Annotated in this window: 16 protein-coding genes and 1 pseudogene; all 17 read right to left on the minus strand. The window is 69.6% G+C overall.

Annotation, left to right across the window (positions count from 1 at the left end):
• Positions 1-21 precede the first annotated feature (21 nt).
• On the minus strand, positions 22-867 hold the full coding sequence (gene pyrF, locus ACZZZB_RS19775; protein ID WP_463530521.1) for an orotidine-5'-phosphate decarboxylase: 846 nt from the start codon (positions 865-867) through the stop codon (positions 22-24).
• Positions 864-4154: a carbamoyl-phosphate synthase large subunit gene (carB, locus tag ACZZZB_RS19780; RefSeq protein WP_463530522.1), complete on the minus strand. Its 3291-nt coding sequence runs from the start codon at positions 4152-4154 to the stop codon at positions 864-866. The genes pyrF and carB overlap by 4 nt, the downstream gene beginning before the upstream one ends.
• A complete protein-coding gene (carA, locus tag ACZZZB_RS19785) occupies positions 4154-5320 on the minus strand; it encodes a glutamine-hydrolyzing carbamoyl-phosphate synthase small subunit (RefSeq protein ID WP_463530523.1) in 1167 nt (388 codons plus the stop codon). The genes carB and carA overlap by 1 nt, the downstream gene beginning before the upstream one ends.
• A gap of 2 nt (positions 5321-5322) precedes the next feature.
• Positions 5323-5910, minus strand: a complete 588-nt coding sequence (locus ACZZZB_RS19790; RefSeq protein ID WP_192017949.1) for a PH-like domain-containing protein — start codon at positions 5908-5910, stop codon at positions 5323-5325.
• Positions 5910-7277 carry a dihydroorotase gene (locus ACZZZB_RS19795; protein WP_463530524.1) on the minus strand — a complete coding sequence of 456 codons (1368 nt, stop codon included), beginning with the start codon at positions 7275-7277 and terminating at the stop codon, positions 5910-5912. Before ACZZZB_RS19795 ends, ACZZZB_RS19790 begins: the two co-directional genes overlap by 1 nt.
• Positions 7270-8229, minus strand: a complete 960-nt coding sequence (locus ACZZZB_RS19800) for an aspartate carbamoyltransferase catalytic subunit (RefSeq protein ID WP_463530525.1) — start codon at positions 8227-8229, stop codon at positions 7270-7272. The genes ACZZZB_RS19795 and ACZZZB_RS19800 overlap by 8 nt, the downstream gene beginning before the upstream one ends.
• Positions 8226-8771: pseudogene (gene pyrR, locus ACZZZB_RS19805) on the minus strand (bifunctional pyr operon transcriptional regulator/uracil phosphoribosyltransferase PyrR); the annotation flags it as partial. The gene ACZZZB_RS19800 and the pseudogene pyrR, both read right to left, overlap by 4 nt.
• Before the next feature lie 68 nt (positions 8772-8839).
• On the minus strand, positions 8840-9250 hold the full coding sequence (locus tag ACZZZB_RS19810; protein ID WP_194644832.1) for a VOC family protein: 411 nt from the start codon (positions 9248-9250) through the stop codon (positions 8840-8842).
• Between the two features lie 2 nt (positions 9251-9252).
• A complete protein-coding gene (gene nusB, locus ACZZZB_RS19815) occupies positions 9253-9669 on the minus strand; it encodes a transcription antitermination factor NusB (RefSeq protein ID WP_064293834.1) in 417 nt (138 codons plus the stop codon).
• Positions 9666-10229: an elongation factor P gene (gene efp, locus ACZZZB_RS19820; RefSeq protein ID WP_056005785.1), complete on the minus strand. Its 564-nt coding sequence runs from the start codon at positions 10227-10229 to the stop codon at positions 9666-9668. Before efp ends, nusB begins: the two co-directional genes overlap by 4 nt.
• Positions 10230-10345: 116 nt before the next feature.
• Positions 10346-10789, minus strand: a complete 444-nt coding sequence (locus tag ACZZZB_RS19825) for a type II 3-dehydroquinate dehydratase (protein WP_194644610.1) — start codon at positions 10787-10789, stop codon at positions 10346-10348.
• Positions 10790-10841: 52 nt separating this feature from the next.
• Entirely contained in the window at positions 10842-11939 is a 1098-nt protein-coding gene (gene aroB / locus ACZZZB_RS19830) for a 3-dehydroquinate synthase (RefSeq protein WP_079705926.1), read from the minus strand.
• Positions 11936-12454: a shikimate kinase gene (locus ACZZZB_RS19835; protein WP_194644609.1), complete on the minus strand. Its 519-nt coding sequence runs from the start codon at positions 12452-12454 to the stop codon at positions 11936-11938. Before ACZZZB_RS19835 ends, aroB begins: the two co-directional genes overlap by 4 nt.
• Positions 12447-13661, minus strand: coding sequence for a chorismate synthase (gene aroC, locus ACZZZB_RS19840; protein ID WP_064293830.1), 1215 nt, complete (start codon positions 13659-13661; stop codon positions 12447-12449). Before aroC ends, ACZZZB_RS19835 begins: the two co-directional genes overlap by 8 nt.
• Positions 13662-13753: 92 nt before the next feature.
• On the minus strand, positions 13754-14653 hold the full coding sequence (locus ACZZZB_RS19845) for a shikimate dehydrogenase (RefSeq protein WP_229938878.1): 900 nt from the start codon (positions 14651-14653) through the stop codon (positions 13754-13756).
• 16 nt (positions 14654-14669) lie between these two features.
• Entirely contained in the window at positions 14670-16241 is a 1572-nt protein-coding gene (gene mltG, locus ACZZZB_RS19850) for an endolytic transglycosylase MltG (protein ID WP_463530526.1), read from the minus strand.
• Between the two features lie 13 nt (positions 16242-16254).
• Positions 16255-16725, minus strand: a complete 471-nt coding sequence (ruvX, locus tag ACZZZB_RS19855; RefSeq protein ID WP_138947071.1) for a Holliday junction resolvase RuvX — start codon at positions 16723-16725, stop codon at positions 16255-16257.
• Position 16726 lies beyond the last annotated feature (1 nt).

A 16726-nucleotide genomic window follows, 5' to 3' on the forward strand; every position in this document is an offset into this window, starting at 1 on the left:
CCGGGCTGGTCCTGCTCCTGGTCAACCACGGGCGCTCCTCACGGCTGCGATGGAACGTTCGACGGCGTCCGCGATCCCCGAGGGTCCGGCGGCGAGGATGCTCCGGGACTCGGAGACGATGACACCCGGTGCGAGGTCGCCGTAGATGGATCCGAGGTCGGCGACCGCAGCTCCCTGGTGGCCGAAGCCGGGTGCCAGGATCGGGAGCGTGGTCGTCGGCGGTACCTCCGTCAGGCCGTACTCCTCGAGACGGAGCGTGGCTCCGATGACCGCACCGATCGAACCGGTCGCCCCGGGGTGGTGCCGTGCGTTCCAGTGGTCGATCTCGTCGAGCATCGACGCCGCGACGGTGAGGCCGGCCCTGTCCTCGGCGAGCTGGACGTCGCGACCCTCCGGGTTCGAGGTCGCCGTCAGCACGAACACGCCCTTGCCGTGCTGCTCGGCGAGCTCGAGTGCCGGCTGCAGTGAGCCGAAGCCGAGATAGGGGTTCACGGTGAGGGCGTCGACCTCCAGCGGTGAACCGGGGGTCAGCCACGCTTCGGCATAGCCCTCCATGCTCGTCCCGATCTCACCGCGCTTGGCGTCGCCGATCACGAGGAGCCCGGCGTCGCGTGCCGCGGCGAGGACCCCTTCGAGGGCGATGTACCCGGCCGACCCGAACCGTTCGAAGAACGCCACCTGCGGCTTGACGATCCCGGCGCGACCGGCTGCGGCTTCGACGACGGCGAGGCCGAAGGCCCCCGCGCCGGCGGCGGTGTCGGGCAGTCCCCACGCCTCGAGCAGGAAGCGGTGCGGATCGATGCCGACGCAGAGTCGGCCCGACCGGACGAAGACCTCGTCCAGTCGGGTTCCGAACGAAGCCGTCACGAGCGCGCAGCCCGATCGAGTGCGTACTCCTGGAGCGAGCGGACCTCGAAGCCCCCGCCGAGCGCCTCGAAGGAGCCGACCGCGGCGGTGAGCTGCGCGATCGTCGTGAAGAGCGGCTTGTCGGCCGCGACGGCGGCCGCGCGGATCTCGTAGCCGTCCGCGCGAGCCGACCGGCCACTCGGGGTGTTGATGACCATGTCGACCTCGTCGCGGTTGATCAGGTCGACGATCGAGTCGTCCTCGCCCGCGGCCGTGGTCTCGCTGTACTTGCGCACCGTCCGGGCACTGATGCCGTTCCGGTTCAGCACCTCGGCCGTGCCGTCGGTCGCGAGGATGTCGAACCCGAGCTGCTGGAGGCGCAGCACCGGCAGGATGATCGAACGCTTGTCGCGGTCGGAGACCGAGACGAACACCGTTCCGCTCGACGGCAGGCCGCCGTAGGCCGCCTCCTGGCTCTTCGCGAACGCGCGCGGGAAGTCCTTGTCGATGCCCATCACCTCGCCGGTGGAGCGCATCTCCGGGCCGAGCACGCTGTCGACGATCTGGCCGTCCTTCGTGCGGAAGCGCTTGAAGGGCAGCACGGCCTCCTTGACCGACACCGGGGAGTCGATCGGGACCCGGGATCCGTCGACCGGGGGCAGGAGCCCGGAGTCCTTGAGCTCGGCGACCGTCGCGCCGGTCATGATGAGTGATGCGGCCTTCGCCAGCGGGATGCCGAGCGCCTTCGACACGAACGGCACCGTGCGGGACGCACGCGGGTTCGCCTCGATGACGTAGAGGATGCCGGCGCCGATCGCGAACTGGACGTTCAGCAGACCACGCACGCCGATCCCCTGGGCGATCGCGAGCGTCGCGTTCCGCACCCGGTCGATCTCGGCGCGACCGAGCGAGACGGGCGGCAGGGTGCAGCTCGAGTCGCCCGAGTGGATACCGGCCTCCTCGATGTGCTCCATGACGCCACCGATGTAGAGCTCCTCGCCGTCGAACAGGGCGTCGACGTCGATCTCGATCGCGTCGTCGAGGAAGTGGTCGACGAGCAACGGCTGGGCCGGGCCAACGATGCCCTGGTCCTCGATGCGCACGAAGTAGTCCGTGAGCGAGGCGCTGTCGTAGATGATCTCCATGCCGCGTCCGCCGAGCACGAAGCTCGGGCGGACGAGGACCGGGTAGCCGATCTCCTCGGCGACGCGCAGCGCACCCTCGATCTCCACCGCGGTGCCGTTCTTCGGTGCGACGAGGCCGGCGGCGTCCAGGATCTCCTGGAACTGGCCGCGCTCCTCGGCGAGGTCGATGGCGGTCGGCGTGGTGCCGAGGATCGGGACGCCTGCGGCCTCCAGACCCTTCGCGAGCCCGAGCGCCGTCTGGCCGCCGAGCTGGACGACGACACCGACGAGTTCGCCCGACTCGCTCTCGGCGTGGATGACCTCGAGGACGTCCTCGAGCGTGAGCGGCTCGAAGTAGAGGCGGTCGCTCGTGTCGTAGTCCGTCGAGACGGTCTCCGGGTTGCAGTTGATCATGATGGTCTCGAAGCCGGCGGCCTGCAGCGCGAAGGAGGCGTGCACGCAGGAGTAGTCGAACTCGATGCCCTGGCCGATGCGGTTCGGGCCGGACCCGAGGATGACCACCTTGCGGCGGTCGCTGGCGACCACCTCGGTCTCCGCGTCGTAGCTCGAGTAGTGGTACGGGGTGAGCGCCGGGAATTCGCCGGCGCACGTGTCGACGGTCTTGTAGACCGGGCGGACACCCAGGATGTGGCGGACCTCGCGCACCTCCTGCTCGCCGAACCCGCGCAGCTGACCGATCTGCGCGTCCGAGAAGCCGTGGTTCTTCGCGGTACGGAGCACCTCGGTGTCGAGGCGTTCCGCCGCGGCGATCCAGTCGGCGACGTCGTTGATCAGGACGATCTGGTCGATGAACCACGGGTCGATCTTGGTGGCCTCGAAGACCTGCTCGGCGGTGGCACCCTTGCGGAGCGCCTGCTGCACGACGACGATGCGGCCGTCGGTCGGGGTCTTCATGACCTCGAGCAGCTCCTCGACGCTGCGGGACTCGTCGCTCCAGTGGAAGCTGGAGCCGCGCTTCTCGAGCGACCGCAGCGCCTTCTGCAGGGCGGTGGCGTAGTTGCGTCCGATGGCCATCGCCTCGCCCACCGACTTCATGGTGGTCGTGAGCGTCGGGTCGGCAGCGGGGAACTTCTCGAACGCGAAGCGCGGGACCTTGACGACGACGTAGTCGAGCGTGGGCTCGAAGCTCGCGGGCGTGACCTTGGTGATGTCGTTCGGGATCTCGTCGAGGCGGTACCCGATGGCCAGCTTCGCCGCGATCTTCGCGATCGGGAAGCCGGTCGCCTTCGAGGCGAGGGCGCTCGAACGCGAGACCCGCGGGTTCATCTCGATGACGATGATGCGGCCGTCGGCCGGGTCGACCGCGAACTGGATGTTGCAGCCGCCGGTGTCGACGCCGACCGCGCGGATGATGTCGATACCGATGTCGCGGAGCTTCTGGTACTCGCGGTCGGTCAGCGTCAGGGCGGGGGCCACCGTGATGGAGTCCCCGGTGTGCACGCCGACCGGGTCGACGTTCTCGATCGAGCAGACGACGACGGTGTTGTCGGCCGTGTCGCGCATGAGCTCGAGCTCGTACTCCTTCCAGCCGAGGATCGACTCCTCGAGGAGCACCTCGGTGGTCGGGCTCTGGTGGAGGCCGTCGCCGACGATCCGGCGGAGCTCCGTCTCGGTGTACGCGAAGCCCGAGCCGAGGCCGCCCATCGTGAACGAGGGGCGGACGACCAGCGGGTAGCCGAGGTCCTCGGCGTAGCCGACGGCCTCCTCGACCGTGTGGGCGATGTAGGAGCGGGCCACGTCCGCGCCCGCATCGAGCACGAGCTGCTTGAAGATCTGGCGGTCCTCGCCCTTGTTGATCGCCTCGAAGTTCGCGCCGATGAGCTCGACGTCGTACTTCTCGAGGATGCCGTGCTCGTGCAGCTGGATCGCGGCGTTCAAGGCCGTCTGGCCGCCGAGGGTCGGGAGGATCGCGTCGGGCTTCTCCTTCGCGATGATCGTCTCGATGACCTGCCAGGTGATCGGCTCGACGTAGGTCGCGTCGGCGAAGTCGGGGTCGGTCATGATGGTCGCCGGGTTCGAGTTGACGAGGATGACGCGGACGCCCTCCTCGCGGAGCACGCGGCACGCCTGGGTGCCCGAGTAGTCGAACTCGGCGGCCTGCCCGATGACGATCGGCCCGGAGCCGATGACGAGGACGCTGTTGATGTCGTCGCGCTTGGGCACTAGTTGTTCTCCTTGGTGCTGGAAGTGGTGGCGTGGCCGGTCACGAGGTCGCGGAACCGGTCGAACAGGTAGACCGCGTCGTGCGGACCCGAGGCGGACTCGGGGTGGTACTGGACCGAGAACGCGGGGATGTCGATGCAGTTGATGCCCTCGACGACCTCGTCGTTCAGGCTGTAGTGGCTGACCTCGGCGAGGCCGAACCCGGCGGGCGTCTCGTGACGGCCCTCGATCGGCAGGTCGACCGCGAAGCCGTGGTTCTGCGAGGTGATCTCCACTCGGCCGGTCGCCTTGTCGAGGACCGGCTGGTTGATCCCGCGGTGACCGAACGGCAGCTTGTAGGTCTCGAAGCCGAGCGCGCGGCCGAGCAGCTGGTTGCCGAAGCAGATGCCGAAGTACGGCACGCCCGCGCGGAGCACGTCCTGCAGGAGGGCGACGTGCGCGTCGCTCGCAGCCGGGTCACCGGGGCCGTTGGAGAAGAACAGGGCGGACGGCTCGAGCGCGAGGACCTCGGCCGAGGTCACCGTCTGCGGCAGCACCACGACGTCGAAGCCGCGAGCGGCGAGGTGGTTGAGCGTCGACGTCTTGACGCCGAGGTCGAGGACCGCGACGGAACCGACGCGCTCGCCCACCGCCGGTACGGTGTACTGCTCGGTCGTGGAGACCTGGCTCGACAGGTTCAGACCGGCCATCTGCGCGCCGGCTCGGACGAGACTGAGCTGCTCGGCGCCGGACAACTCGAAGTCCTCGCCGGAGAACACGCCGCCGCGCATGGAACCGGCGGAACGGATGTGCCGGGTCACCGCGCGGGTGTCGATGCCGCTGATGCCCACGACGCCGTCCTGGACGAGTTCGTCGTCGAGCGAGCGGTCCGCTCGGAAGTTCGAGACGACGCGCGACGCGTCACGCACCACGTATCCGGCGACCCAGACGCGGGCGGACTCCATGTCCTCGCGGTTGACGCCGGTGTTGCCGATGTGCGGTGCGGTCATCAGGACGATCTGTCCGGCGTAGGACGGGTCGGTCAGCGTCTCCTGGTAGCCGGTCATGCCGGTGGCGAAGACGACCTCGCCGAGCGTGCGGCCGGTCGCGCCGTAGGCGTGCCCGACGTAGCGGTTGCCGTCCTCGAGGACGAGTACCGCTGGACTGGGTGGGGTGAAGGAGGTCATGGTCAAGCCCTCTCGTGAGGCGGTGGGGTGGAGTCGTCGGCCGAGGTGATGTCGGCGACGGTGTCTGAGGTGCCGGTCGGCCGGAGTCCGGCGTCCGCGGCGGGGATGAGGCTCGTGACGGTGTCGATGATGCGGGCGCGGTCCGCCTGCTCGAGGACGCGGAAGGTGCTGTCCGCGATCACCGTCGGGACGGGGCGCCAGCTCAGGCGGATGAGCCCGCCCGGCTCGACGACCCGGTCGATCGTGAGGTTGGTCTGGTCGACGCCGACGATGCTCGTCGCCGGGATGAACGTCGGCCGCTCCCCCGGGACGTCGACGACGACTCCGGCGGCTCCGAGTTCGAGCGTGACCCGGGATCGGTAGCGCAGTCCCTGCAATGCCAGCCGTTCGAGCGGCTGGTCGTGCTTCGACGTCGCGACGTAGAGGACCTCGACCGTCAGTGACGGGACCGGCCGCGGGTCGGGGAGCTCCGCGAGGGGACCGACCTGGGCGTCGCGCGCGACGCGGCGTCGCCAGGCGAAGGCCATGAGGGCGAGGATGCCGAGGAGGACGAGGGCGACGAGGACGGCCGCGAGGATCCGCCCGTCCATCAGTGCTCGACCTCCGCGGATCGCGCGGCGCGGCGTGCTGCGGTCGCGACCTGCTCCGTCGGGAGCACGGCGCCGTCCAGGACGGTCGCGTAGCCCCGGTGGAAGGTGGCGACGACGCGGCCGGGCAGCTCCAGGCCGAGGTAGGGCGAGTTCACGCCCTTGCCGGCCAGGTCGACCGTGCCGAACGGACGGGTGGCGGCGGTGTCGTAGAGCACGACCTCCGCCGGAGCGCCGGCCTCGATCGAAGCCCCCTGCCCGGTGATCCGTCCGATCCTCGCCGGCGTCGCCGAGAGCACCCGGGCGACGTCGTTCCAGTCCAGGAGCCCGGTCGCGACCATCGACGCGTGCACGACGGAGAGGGCGGACTCGAGGCCCACCATGCCGTTCGCGGCGGCGTCCCACTCGCAGTCCTTGGCCTCGACCGGGTGCGGTGCGTGGTCCGTCGCGACGATGTCGATCGTGCCGTCTGCGAGGGCCTCGCGCAGCGCCCGGACGTCCTCGGCGCGTCGCAGGGGCGGGTTCACCTTGTACCGGGCGTCGTAGCTCGCCACCAGCTCCTCCGTGAGCAGCAGGTGGTGCGGCGTGACCTCGGCCGTGACGGGGATGCCCCGAGCCTTCGCCCAGCGGATGACGTCGACGGAACCGGCCGTCGAGACGTGGCAGATGTGGAGGCGGGAACCCACGTGCTCGGCGAGGAGCACATCGCGGGCGATGATCGACTCCTCAGCGACAGCCGGCCACCCGGTGAGCCCGAGTTCGCCGGAGAGAGCGCCCTCGTTCATCTGCGCACCGACGGTGAGCCGGGGCTCCTGTGCGTGCTGGGCGATCACGCCGTCGAAGGCCTTCACGTACTCCAGCGCACGGCGCATGAGCAGCGGGTCGGACACGCAGAGGCCGTCGTCCGAGAAGACCCGGACCTTGGCACGCGAGGAGGCCATGGCGCCGAGTTCGGCGAGTCGTTCCCCGGCGAGTCCGACCGTCACGGCACCGATCGGCTGCACCGTGGCGTAGCCGGCGCGTTCACCGAGCGACTGCTCCTGCTCGACGACCCCGGCCGTGTCCGCCACCGGCGAGGTGTTGGCCATCGCGAACACCGCGGTGAAGCCGCCGGCGGCTGCGGCACGCGTGCCGGTGAGCACCGTCTCGCTCTGCTCGAACCCGGGTTCCCGGAGATGCGTGTGGAGGTCGACGAGCCCGGGGAGAGCGAGGAGGCCGTCTGCATCGACGACGGTCGCGCCGACGGCGCTCAGCCCGGAGCCGCGTTCCGCGATCCGTCCGTCGCGCAGGAGGAGGTCGGTGCGCGTCCCGTCGGCGAGCGTCGCTCCGGTGATCAGGGTGACGTCGTGGTTCGAAGTGGGCTCAGACACGGGTGAATTCCTCTCGATCGCCGGACAGCAGCAGGTACAACGCGGCCATCCGGACCGACACCCCGTTGGCGACCTGTTCGAGGACGGTCGACCGGGGTGAGTCGGCTGCCCCGGACGAGATCTCCAGACCGCGGTTCATCGGCCCGGGGTGCATGACAATGCTAGCCGGATCGAGGCGGGCGAGCCGCTCGTCGTCGAGCCCCCAGCGCCTGGAATACTCCCGGCTGTTCGGGAAAAAGGCGGCATGCATGCGTTCGGACTGGATCCGGAGCATCATCAGCACGTCGGGACGCTGGGCGATCGCGTCGTCCAGGTCGTAGCGGACGGTGGCCGGCCACGGGCCGAGGTCCACCGGGAGCAGCGTCGGCGGGGCGACGAGGGTCACCTCGGCGCCGAGCGTGTCGAGCAGCCAGACGTTCGAGCGGGCGACCCGGGAATGCAGGATGTCGCCGACGATCGTCACCGCCACCCCGTCGAGCGCGCGACCGCGGGACCGCTCGCCGTGGAGGCGCTTGCGCATGGTGAACGCGTCCAGGAGCGCTTGCGTCGGGTGCTCGTGCGTCCCGTCCCCCGCGTTCAGGATGCCGGCGTCGATCCACCCGCTGTCGGCGAGGGTCTGCGGCGCACCGGAGGCGGAGTGTCGGATCACGACGGCGTCGGCATGCATCGCGGCGAGGGTCTGTGCGGTGTCCTTCAGGCTTTCACCCTTCGAGACGCTCGACCCCTTGGCGCTGAAGGTGATGACGTCGGCGGAGAGTCGCTTCGCGGCAGCCTCGAACGAGATGCGCGTGCGGGTCGAGTCCTCGAAGAAGAGGTTGACGACCGTCTTCCCACGGAGGGTCGGGAGCTTGCGGACCTCACGGAACTGCGTCTCGGCCATGTCCTCCGCGACGTCGAGGATCTCGATCGCCTCGTCGCGGGTGAGGGTCTTCGTCGACAGCAGGTGCCTCATTCGCCGCTCCCCTCGATCGTCACCGAGTCGTCACCGTCGAACTCCGTGAGCCGGACGAAGATGCGTTCCGCCTGCGAGGAGGGCAGGTTCTTCCCTACGAAGTCGGGTCGGATCGGGAGCTCGCGGTGCCCGCGGTCGACGAGCGCGGCGAGCCGCACGACGCGCGGGCGGCCCAGGTCGGTCAGGGCGTCGAGGGCGGCGCGGATCGTGCGTCCCGAGTACAGGACGTCGTCGACGAGGACGACCGTGCGCCCGTCGATCCCCTGTGGCGGCAGCGTCGTGGGTTGCGGTGCACGGGTCGGGTGCTTCGCCAGGTCGTCGCGGTACATCGTGACGTCGAGTGCACCCGAGACGATGGTCGCGCCCGAGATCGAGGAGATCGTGGCGGCGATCCGCTTCGCGAGGATGACTCCGCGCGTCGGGATGCCCAGGATCACGAGGTCGTCTGCTCCGCGGTTGGACTCGAGGATCTCGTGGGAGATCCGAGTCAACGCCCGCGCGATGTCAGCTTCGTGCAGCACGGTACGTGCGCTCATCGCCGACTCCCTTCTCCGCCTCTCTGGACGGTCTTAAAGGTTGTCTTGGTCAACACCCGAGCCTAGCAGTCGGATCAGGCCTCGTAGAGCTCCAACGGGAGGCCGTCGGGATCGAAGAAGAACAGCATCTTCCGCGAAGTGTGGGGGTCGATCCGGACGTCTTCGACGCGGACACCCAGCTCCACCAGACGGGCGTGGCCGGCGTCGACGTCGTCGACCGCGAAGGCGAGGTGCCGCAGTCCGAGCGCTTCGGGTCCGGATGCGCGCGCCGGCGGGTCCGGGAAGGAGAACAGCTCGATGAGGTATTCACCGTTCAGGGCGAGGTCGCCCATCCAGGAGTCGCGCTCGGCCCGGTACACCTCGGTGAGCAGCTCGCAGCCGAGCACCGAGGTGTAGAAGCGCTTCGAGCGCTCGTAGTCGCTGGCGATGATCGCGATGTGGTGCACGCGCTTCAGCGGCAGGGCCGGACCGGTCTCGTCGCTCATCGTCACCGCGGGTTGATCTGCGAGATCTTGCCGAGCAGGCCGTTGATGAAGCCGGCCGAGTCGTCGGTCGACAGCGTCTTGGCCGCCTCGACTGCTTCGTCGATGGCGACGCCGTGCGGCACCTCGTCGTTGAACAGGATCTCCCAGATCGCGATCCGGAGGATGGCCCGGTCGACCGTGGGCATCCGCGCGAGCGTCCAGCCCTGCGCGTACGTCTCGATCTGTTCGTCGATCTCCTCGGCGTGGTCACCGACGCCGTCGACGATCTCCCGCGCGTACAACCAGGAGGCCTGGCGGTCGGGCTCGCTGACAGCGCGAGACGCTTCTGCGGACAGGACTTCAGCGAGGGTCTGCTGACGGACGTCGGCCTGGTACAGCAGATCGAGGGCGCGCTTGCGCGCCTTGGTACGAGCGCTCACTCGTTGACGCGACCGAGGTAGTCACCGGTGCGGGTGTCGACCTTGACCTTGGTGCCGGTCTCGAGGAAGAGCGGGACCTGGATCTCGTAGCCGGTCTCGACGGTCGCCGGCTTCGTGCCACCGGTCGAGCGGTCGCCCTGGAGCCCCGGTTCCGTGTAGGTGACCTCGAGGATGACCGACGCGGGGAGCTCGACGTACAGCGGGTTGCCGTTGTTGAGCGCGACCGTGACGTCCTGGTTCTCGAGGAGGAAGTTTTTGGTGTCGCCGACGACGACGGCGGGGATGGTGATCTGGTCGTAGTCGCTCTTGTCCATGAAGACGAAGGAGTCGCCGTCCGCATACAGGTAGGTGAAGTCGCGGCGGTCGACGTTCTCGACGTCGATCTTCGTGCCGGCGTTGTACGTCTTGTCGACGACCTTGCCGGTCATGATGTTCTTCATCTTGGTGCGGACGAACGCGCCACCCTTGCCCGGCTTGACGTGCTGGAACTCGATCACCGTCCAGAGCTGCCCGTCGATGTTCAGGACGATGCCGTTCTTGATGTCAGCGGTAGAAGCCATGCGCGAGAATGTCCGTTCGTGGAAAGTGTGCGGCCGGATACGACCCAACGAACGAGTGTAACCGCTGCGAGGACCCCTGACCAACGCGCCCGTGGTGGATCAGCGCGCCGCGCACGTCACTCGGCGCTGCGGCGCACCACGAGGTCGAGGGCGAGGCGGTACGAGTCGAAGCCGAAACCGGCGATCACGCCGGTCGCGACACCGGAGATCACGCTCGTGTGACGGAAGGCTTCGCGGGCGTGCGGATTCGAGAGGTGTACCTCGACGAGCAGGAGGCCAGCCTTCGTGACCATGGCCGCAGCGTCGCGGAGCCCGTAGCTGTAGTGGGTGAACGCCGCGGGGTTGAGGATCACGGACGTGCCGGCGTCGACGGCCTCGTGGAGCCAGCCGATCAGCTCGCCCTCGTCGTCCGTCTGACGCAGGTCGATCCGCGTCCCGTCGCCCGCGTCGGCCTCGAGCATGGTGCGCAGCGCTTCGAGGTCGGCCGAGCCGTAGACGTCGGGTTCACGGCTGCCGAGGCGTCCGAGGTTCGGTCCGTTGAGGACGAGCACGGTGGTCATGAGTCGAGGGTATCCGTTCGGGACGAGCGCTCGCGGAGCGCACCGGCGTCGGTCAGGAGCCGATCTCCTGGTATGCGGCGAAGAGCAGCGAGGTCTCGGGCCCCTGGAGCACGGTCGGCTTGGCGAGGTCGTCGAGCACGATGAACCGCAACATCGAACCACGCGTCTTCTTGTCGCGCTGCATCGTCGCGAGCAGCGTGTTCCAGCGGCCAACCGGATAGGCGATCGGCAGGCTGAGCAGCTCCAGGACACGACGGTGGCGGTCGACGACTTCGTCCGACAGTCGGCCGGCGAGGCGGGACAGCTCGGCGACGTACATCATGCCGATCGCCACCGCGGCACCGTGTCGCCACTGGTACCGCTCGGCGTGCTCGATGGCGTGCCCCAGCGTGTGCCCGTAGTTGAGGATCTCGCGGAGGCCCTGCTCGGTGAAGTCCTCGCTGACGACGTCGGCCTTCATCCGGATCGCGAGCTCGATGCAGCGGCGGAAGGCGGGCGTGTCGGGGTCGGTCGCGGCGTCGACGTCGGCCTCGATAAGGTCGAGGATCTCCGGGTAGCGGATGAACCCGGCCTTGGCCACCTCGGCGAATCCAGCGAGGATCTCGTTCTTCGGGAGGGTGTCGAGCGTGTCGAGATCGCAGACGACGGCGGCCGGGGCGTAGAAGGCGCCGACGAGGTTCTTGCCTTCCGCGGTGTTGATGCCCGTCTTGCCGCCCACGGCCGCGTCGACCATGCCGAGGACCGTCGTGGGGACCTGCACGAGCCGGACGCCCCGCAGCCAGGTGGCGGCGACGAAGCCGGCGAGGTCGGTGACCGCGCCACCGCCGAACCCGATGACCGCGTCGGAGCGCGTGAAGTCGGCCTGCCCGAGGACTCCCCAGCAGAACGCGGCGACCTCGACCCGTTTCCCGGCCTCGGCGTCCGGCACCTCGGCGAGCAGCACCTGGTACCGGTCGCTCAGGGTCTCGCGCAGTTTGGCCGCCTTCTCGCCCAGCGTCGCCGGGTGGACGATGAGGACCCGCTGCACGCCGGTCCCGAGGGCGTCGACGAGCACGTCCTCCAGCCCTCTCCCGATCGTGATGGGGTACGGCGAGGATCCCGTCACCTCGATGACGGTCCGCTCGGTCGGGGTGGTCGGTTCGGTGCTCATGCAGGCTCCTTCACCCAGGCGACGAGCTCGTCGACGATGCCTGAGATGGGTCGGTGCGAGGTGTCAAAGGTGACATCCGCGAGTCGTTCGTACACGGGACGCCGTGCGGCGGCGATGCGCGACCACGCGCCGGGGTCGTCGCGGAGGAGCGGACGCTTGTCGAGGTTGGCCCGCGCCAGCACGGCCTCCTCGGTGACCGTCAGCAGCACGACGCGTGCATCGGCGAGTTCACGTTGCGTGTCCTCGTCGAGGACCGCTCCCCCGCCGAGCGACACGATCGCCGGCTGCTCGAGCGCGGCGGCGACCGCCGCCCGCTCCAGGGCACGGAAGTGCGCCTCGCCGTGTTGCTCGAAGATGCGCGCGATCGCGCCGTGCTCGCCGGACACGACGTTGTCGGTGTCGACGAACGGCAGTCCCAGGCGCTTCGCCAACTGCTTGCCGACCCGGCTCTTCCCCGACCCCATCGGTCCGATGAGGACGACGGGGAGTCGGAGATCGACGGCCTGCTCAGGCATCGGCGCTGGAGGCGTGGTCGCCTCGCGTGCGCAGGTTCGACGGGATCGCTGCCAGGTATCCGTCGAGGTTGCGCTTCGTCTCGGGGACGGAGTCGCCACCGAACTTCTCGAGGACCGCTTCGGCGAGGACCAGGGCCACCATCGCCTCGGCCACGACACCGGAGGCCGGGACCGCGCAGACGTCCGAGCGCTGGTGGTGCGCGGTGGCGGCCTCGCTCGTCGCGACGTCGACCGTGCGGAGCGAGTGCGGGACGGTCGCGATCGGCTTCATACCGGCGCGGACGCGGAGGACCGTACCGGTGGTCATGCCACCCTCGGTGCCACCGGCGCGGTCGCTCTGTCGGGCGATGCCGTCGCTCTCCTGGACGAGCTCGTCGTGGGCCGCGGAACCGCGACGCGTCGTCGTGAGGAATCCGTCGCCGACCTCCACACCCTTGATGGCCTGGATACCCATGAGCGCTGCCGCGAGCCGTGCGTCGAGTCGGCGGTCCCAGTGGACGTAGGAGCCGAGACCCGGTGGGAGTCCGTAGGCCAGGACCTCGACGATGCCGCCGAGGGTGTCGCCGTCCTTCTTGGCCGCGTCGACTTCGGCGACCATGCGCTCCGAGGTCGCCTTGTCGAAGCAGCGCAACGGATCGGCGTCGAGCGCGTCGACGTCGGCCGGGACCGGCAGCGGGCTGTCTTCGGGAACGCGCACCGGGCCGATCGACAGCGTGTGGCTGACGAGGGTGATGCCCAGCTCGCCGAGGAAGGAGCGCGCGACGGCACCGAGGGCCACGCGCGCAGCGGTCTCGCGTGCGCTGGCGCGTTCGAGCACGGGACGCGCCTCGTCGAAGCCGTACTTCTGCATGCCCGTCAGGTCGGCGTGACCGGGACGCGGACGGGTGAGCGCGGCGCTGCGGCCACGCGACTTGTCGGAGATCTCGGTCGGCTCGGGGCTCATGACCTCGGCCCACTTCGGCCACTCGGTGTTGCCGATGCGGATCGCGATCGGGCTGCCCATGGAGAAGCCGTGGCGGACGCCGCCGGACAGGTTGAGCTCGTCCTCTTCGAACTTCATGCGGGATCCTCGGCCGTAGCCGAGCTTCCGTCGGGCGAGGTCGGCGCGGACGCCGTCCATGGAGATGGGGACGCCGGACGGGAGTCCCTCGAGGACGGCGATGAGTTCCGGGCCGTGAGACTCTCCGGCAGTGAGCCAACGAAGCATGGTCCTATCCTTCCATAGAGCCGGGACGCGACCGTGCGCCTTCGGTCGACGGCCCGGCGGGTGTACAGGTGGGACGGATGCGTCTCGAGCGGTCAGTGCGAGGCGACCGGCGCCCCGGTGTGATCGAGGTGGACCGTGTCGAGCATCGCCCGGAGCACCGTCGTCTCGTCCTCGAGCGGCAGGAGCGGATCGCCGAGGACGAAGATCCGGACCTGGAGCAACGCCTGGTGCACGAGCATCGACAGTCCGCTGAGGACCGACCCGCCGGCCTGCGACCACGCCTCCGCGAGCACGCTCGGCCACGGGTCGTACGCGACGTCGAGGAGGAGCGCGCCTGGAGCATGGGAGAGGACCGGACCCGGTTCGGTGAGGGCGCCGCCGGGAAGGGTGCTGATCACGAGTGGTGCGTCAGGCGTCTCACCGTCGAGCGGCCCTGAGGCGAACCGCAGCCCCAGCCGGCCGGCGAGGTCCTCGAGTGGTCGCGCCTGGGCCGGTCGTCGGAGCGACACGTGGACGTGCTCGGCACCGAGGTCAGCCGCCGCCATGATCGCCGAGGAGGCCGTCGCTCCCCCGCCCAGGACGACCGCGGAAGTGATCGTGTCGACGCCGGCCGCCCCGATCGCGCGGACGATGCCGCCGACGTCGGTGTTGAACCCCTCGATCCGACGGGATCCGTCTTCGGCTCGGCGGAGGCGTAGCGTGTTGACCGCCCCGGTCTCGGTTGCGGCGCGGTCGGCCACGTCGGCCAGCTCGAGCGCGCGATGCTTCAGTGGCATGGTCAGCGAGAGCCCCCGCCAGTCCGAGCCGAGGTCGTCGAGGAAGGCCGACAGGCCGGCCGCCTCGAGTTCGTGGCGACCGTAGTCCCAGTCGAGCCCCAGCACCCGGTAGGCGGCCTCGTGCAGTGCCGGGGACTTGGAGTGGGCGATGGGCGCGCCGAGCACGGCGAGCCGCGGCTGCCCGTCCTCGCCGTGACCCGCCCCTGTTCCACTCATGTGCGCCACGCTCCCGCTACTGGTACTCGGGGTGCTCGTCCATCCAGGACAGCCACTTGTCGACCGCGGCCTCGTGCTCCTCCTGGGTGGTGGAGAAGATCGTCTCGCCGGAGTCGAGGTTCCAGGTGACGAAGTAGAGCCAGGGTCCGTCGGCCGGGTGCAGCGCGGCGTCGATCGCGAGGTCGCCCGGGTTCGAGATCGGTCGCACGACCATGCCCGGGTGGACGTAGGTGTTGTACGGGTTCGAGGCGTCGGCGCGCTCGGCGTCCGTGGTCGACACCCGGTGGGTGTTGCCCGTCCCGTACGCGACCGTCGCGTCGGACTGGAGCAGACCGCTCTCCCACTGGGCCGGGTCCAGCCGGTTGAGGAAGACCCGCGACACCTTGTAGTAGTCCTCGCGGAGGCCCGCCTCCTTCTGGATGAGCGAGGCCAGGACGATGGTCTTCCAGCGGTCCTCGGGCTTCACCCCGGCGTCGTCGAGCGCCTGGAACGACCGGTTCACGAGGGTCTGGAGGACGGCGTGCGCATCGCCGCCGTCGGGGAGGCTGTAGGTCGCCGGGAAGAGGAACCCCTCGAGCGAGGTCGCCTCGGCGGGGAGACCGAAGGACGCGACATCGGCGGCCGCCGCCTGGAGTTCCTCCAGCGGGATGCCGGTGCCCTCCGCGATCGACGGCAGGGCGTCCTGCTCCGCGGTGCCCTCGGGGATGACGAAGGTGTCCTCCATGCGGTTCGCCTCATCGGTCAGGGCCGCAAGGGCGGATTCGGCGCTCATCTTGAGCTTCAGCTTGTAGGCGCCCGGGAAGAACTCCGGCTGGGTGGGCTGTGCGAGGAGGAGGTCGTAGAAGGCGTCGAACGACTTCGTGACCCCCGCGTCGTGCAGGCTCGTCGCGATGTCCTCGCCGATGTCGCCCTCGTTGACCATGACGACGGCCTCGCCGCTACCGGCACCCTCGTAGTCGTTCGGTTCCTCCCAGCCGAGCACCTTGCGGATCTGCGGCTCGTAACTCGTCCACACGACCGCGGCGCACGCGACGAGACCCCCGACGACGACGATCGACACGATGAGCGCGATGAGCCCGCGACGGCCACGTCGGCGCTTCGGCGGTTCCCCGCCGGCCAGCGCACGACGGCGCCCCCGATGGATCGGCTGCGGCCCGCTCTCGTTGGCCGTGTCGTCCTCAGCGAGCAGGTCCTCGAACGCGGGGATGGTCATGGTCCTGGCCCGGGACGCCGAGGAATCGGTGTCGTCCGACTCGGGCGCACGTGAGGTCGCCCCGCTCAGGGGTGTGTCGCTCGCGGCCGGCTCGCCGACGCTCGAGTCACCGGACGACGCGGCGGTCGAGGGGGCGTCGACCGACGTGGCGTCGACTGATCTGGAGCCGGTCGGGGCCGGTTCGACCGTGTCGCTCGCAGCGTTCCCGTCGACGGGCTCGGACGGCGACGAAGCGGCTTCCGCGGCCTCTCGCCGCTGACGTGCCTCGCGTCGGGACAGTGGCACCGGCTGCTCCCCCGCGGCGTTCCGCTCGGATGTGAAGAGGTCGGCGAGCGGATCGTCTGCTGGGTTGTTCTGAGGTGTCAGATTCGACACAGGCACGTCCTGTTCACGGGTCGACGGGGCTTCCGGGGGGTCGCCCCGAACCGCGTTCGGCGTCGAGGGCGTACTGCAAGAGTATGACGGCCGCCACCTGATCGACAATCGAGCGGGTCTGCTTCTGCCGTTTCCCAGCGGAGCGCAAGGCGCTGTGGGCGGTCACCGTCGTCAACCGCTCGTCGACGAGACGGGCCGGGACACCCGTGATCGACCTGAGTCGGGCGGCGAACTCCCGGGCGTCCTGCGTGGACGCCGTGTCCTTCCCCGACAGGGCGATCGGGAGACCGACGACGAGCTCCACGGCGCCGAGTTCTTCGGCGATGACCGCGATCGCCCGGATGTCGGCGTCGCCGCCGAGGTCCCGTGGGACCGTCTCCACCGGCGTGGCCAACAGGCCGTCGGGATCGCTTCTCGCGACCCCGACCCTGGCCTTCCCGACGTCGATCCCGAGTCGGACTCCGCGACGGAAGCCGTCCGTCATC

This window comes from Plantibacter sp. AC185, assembly GCF_979258065.1.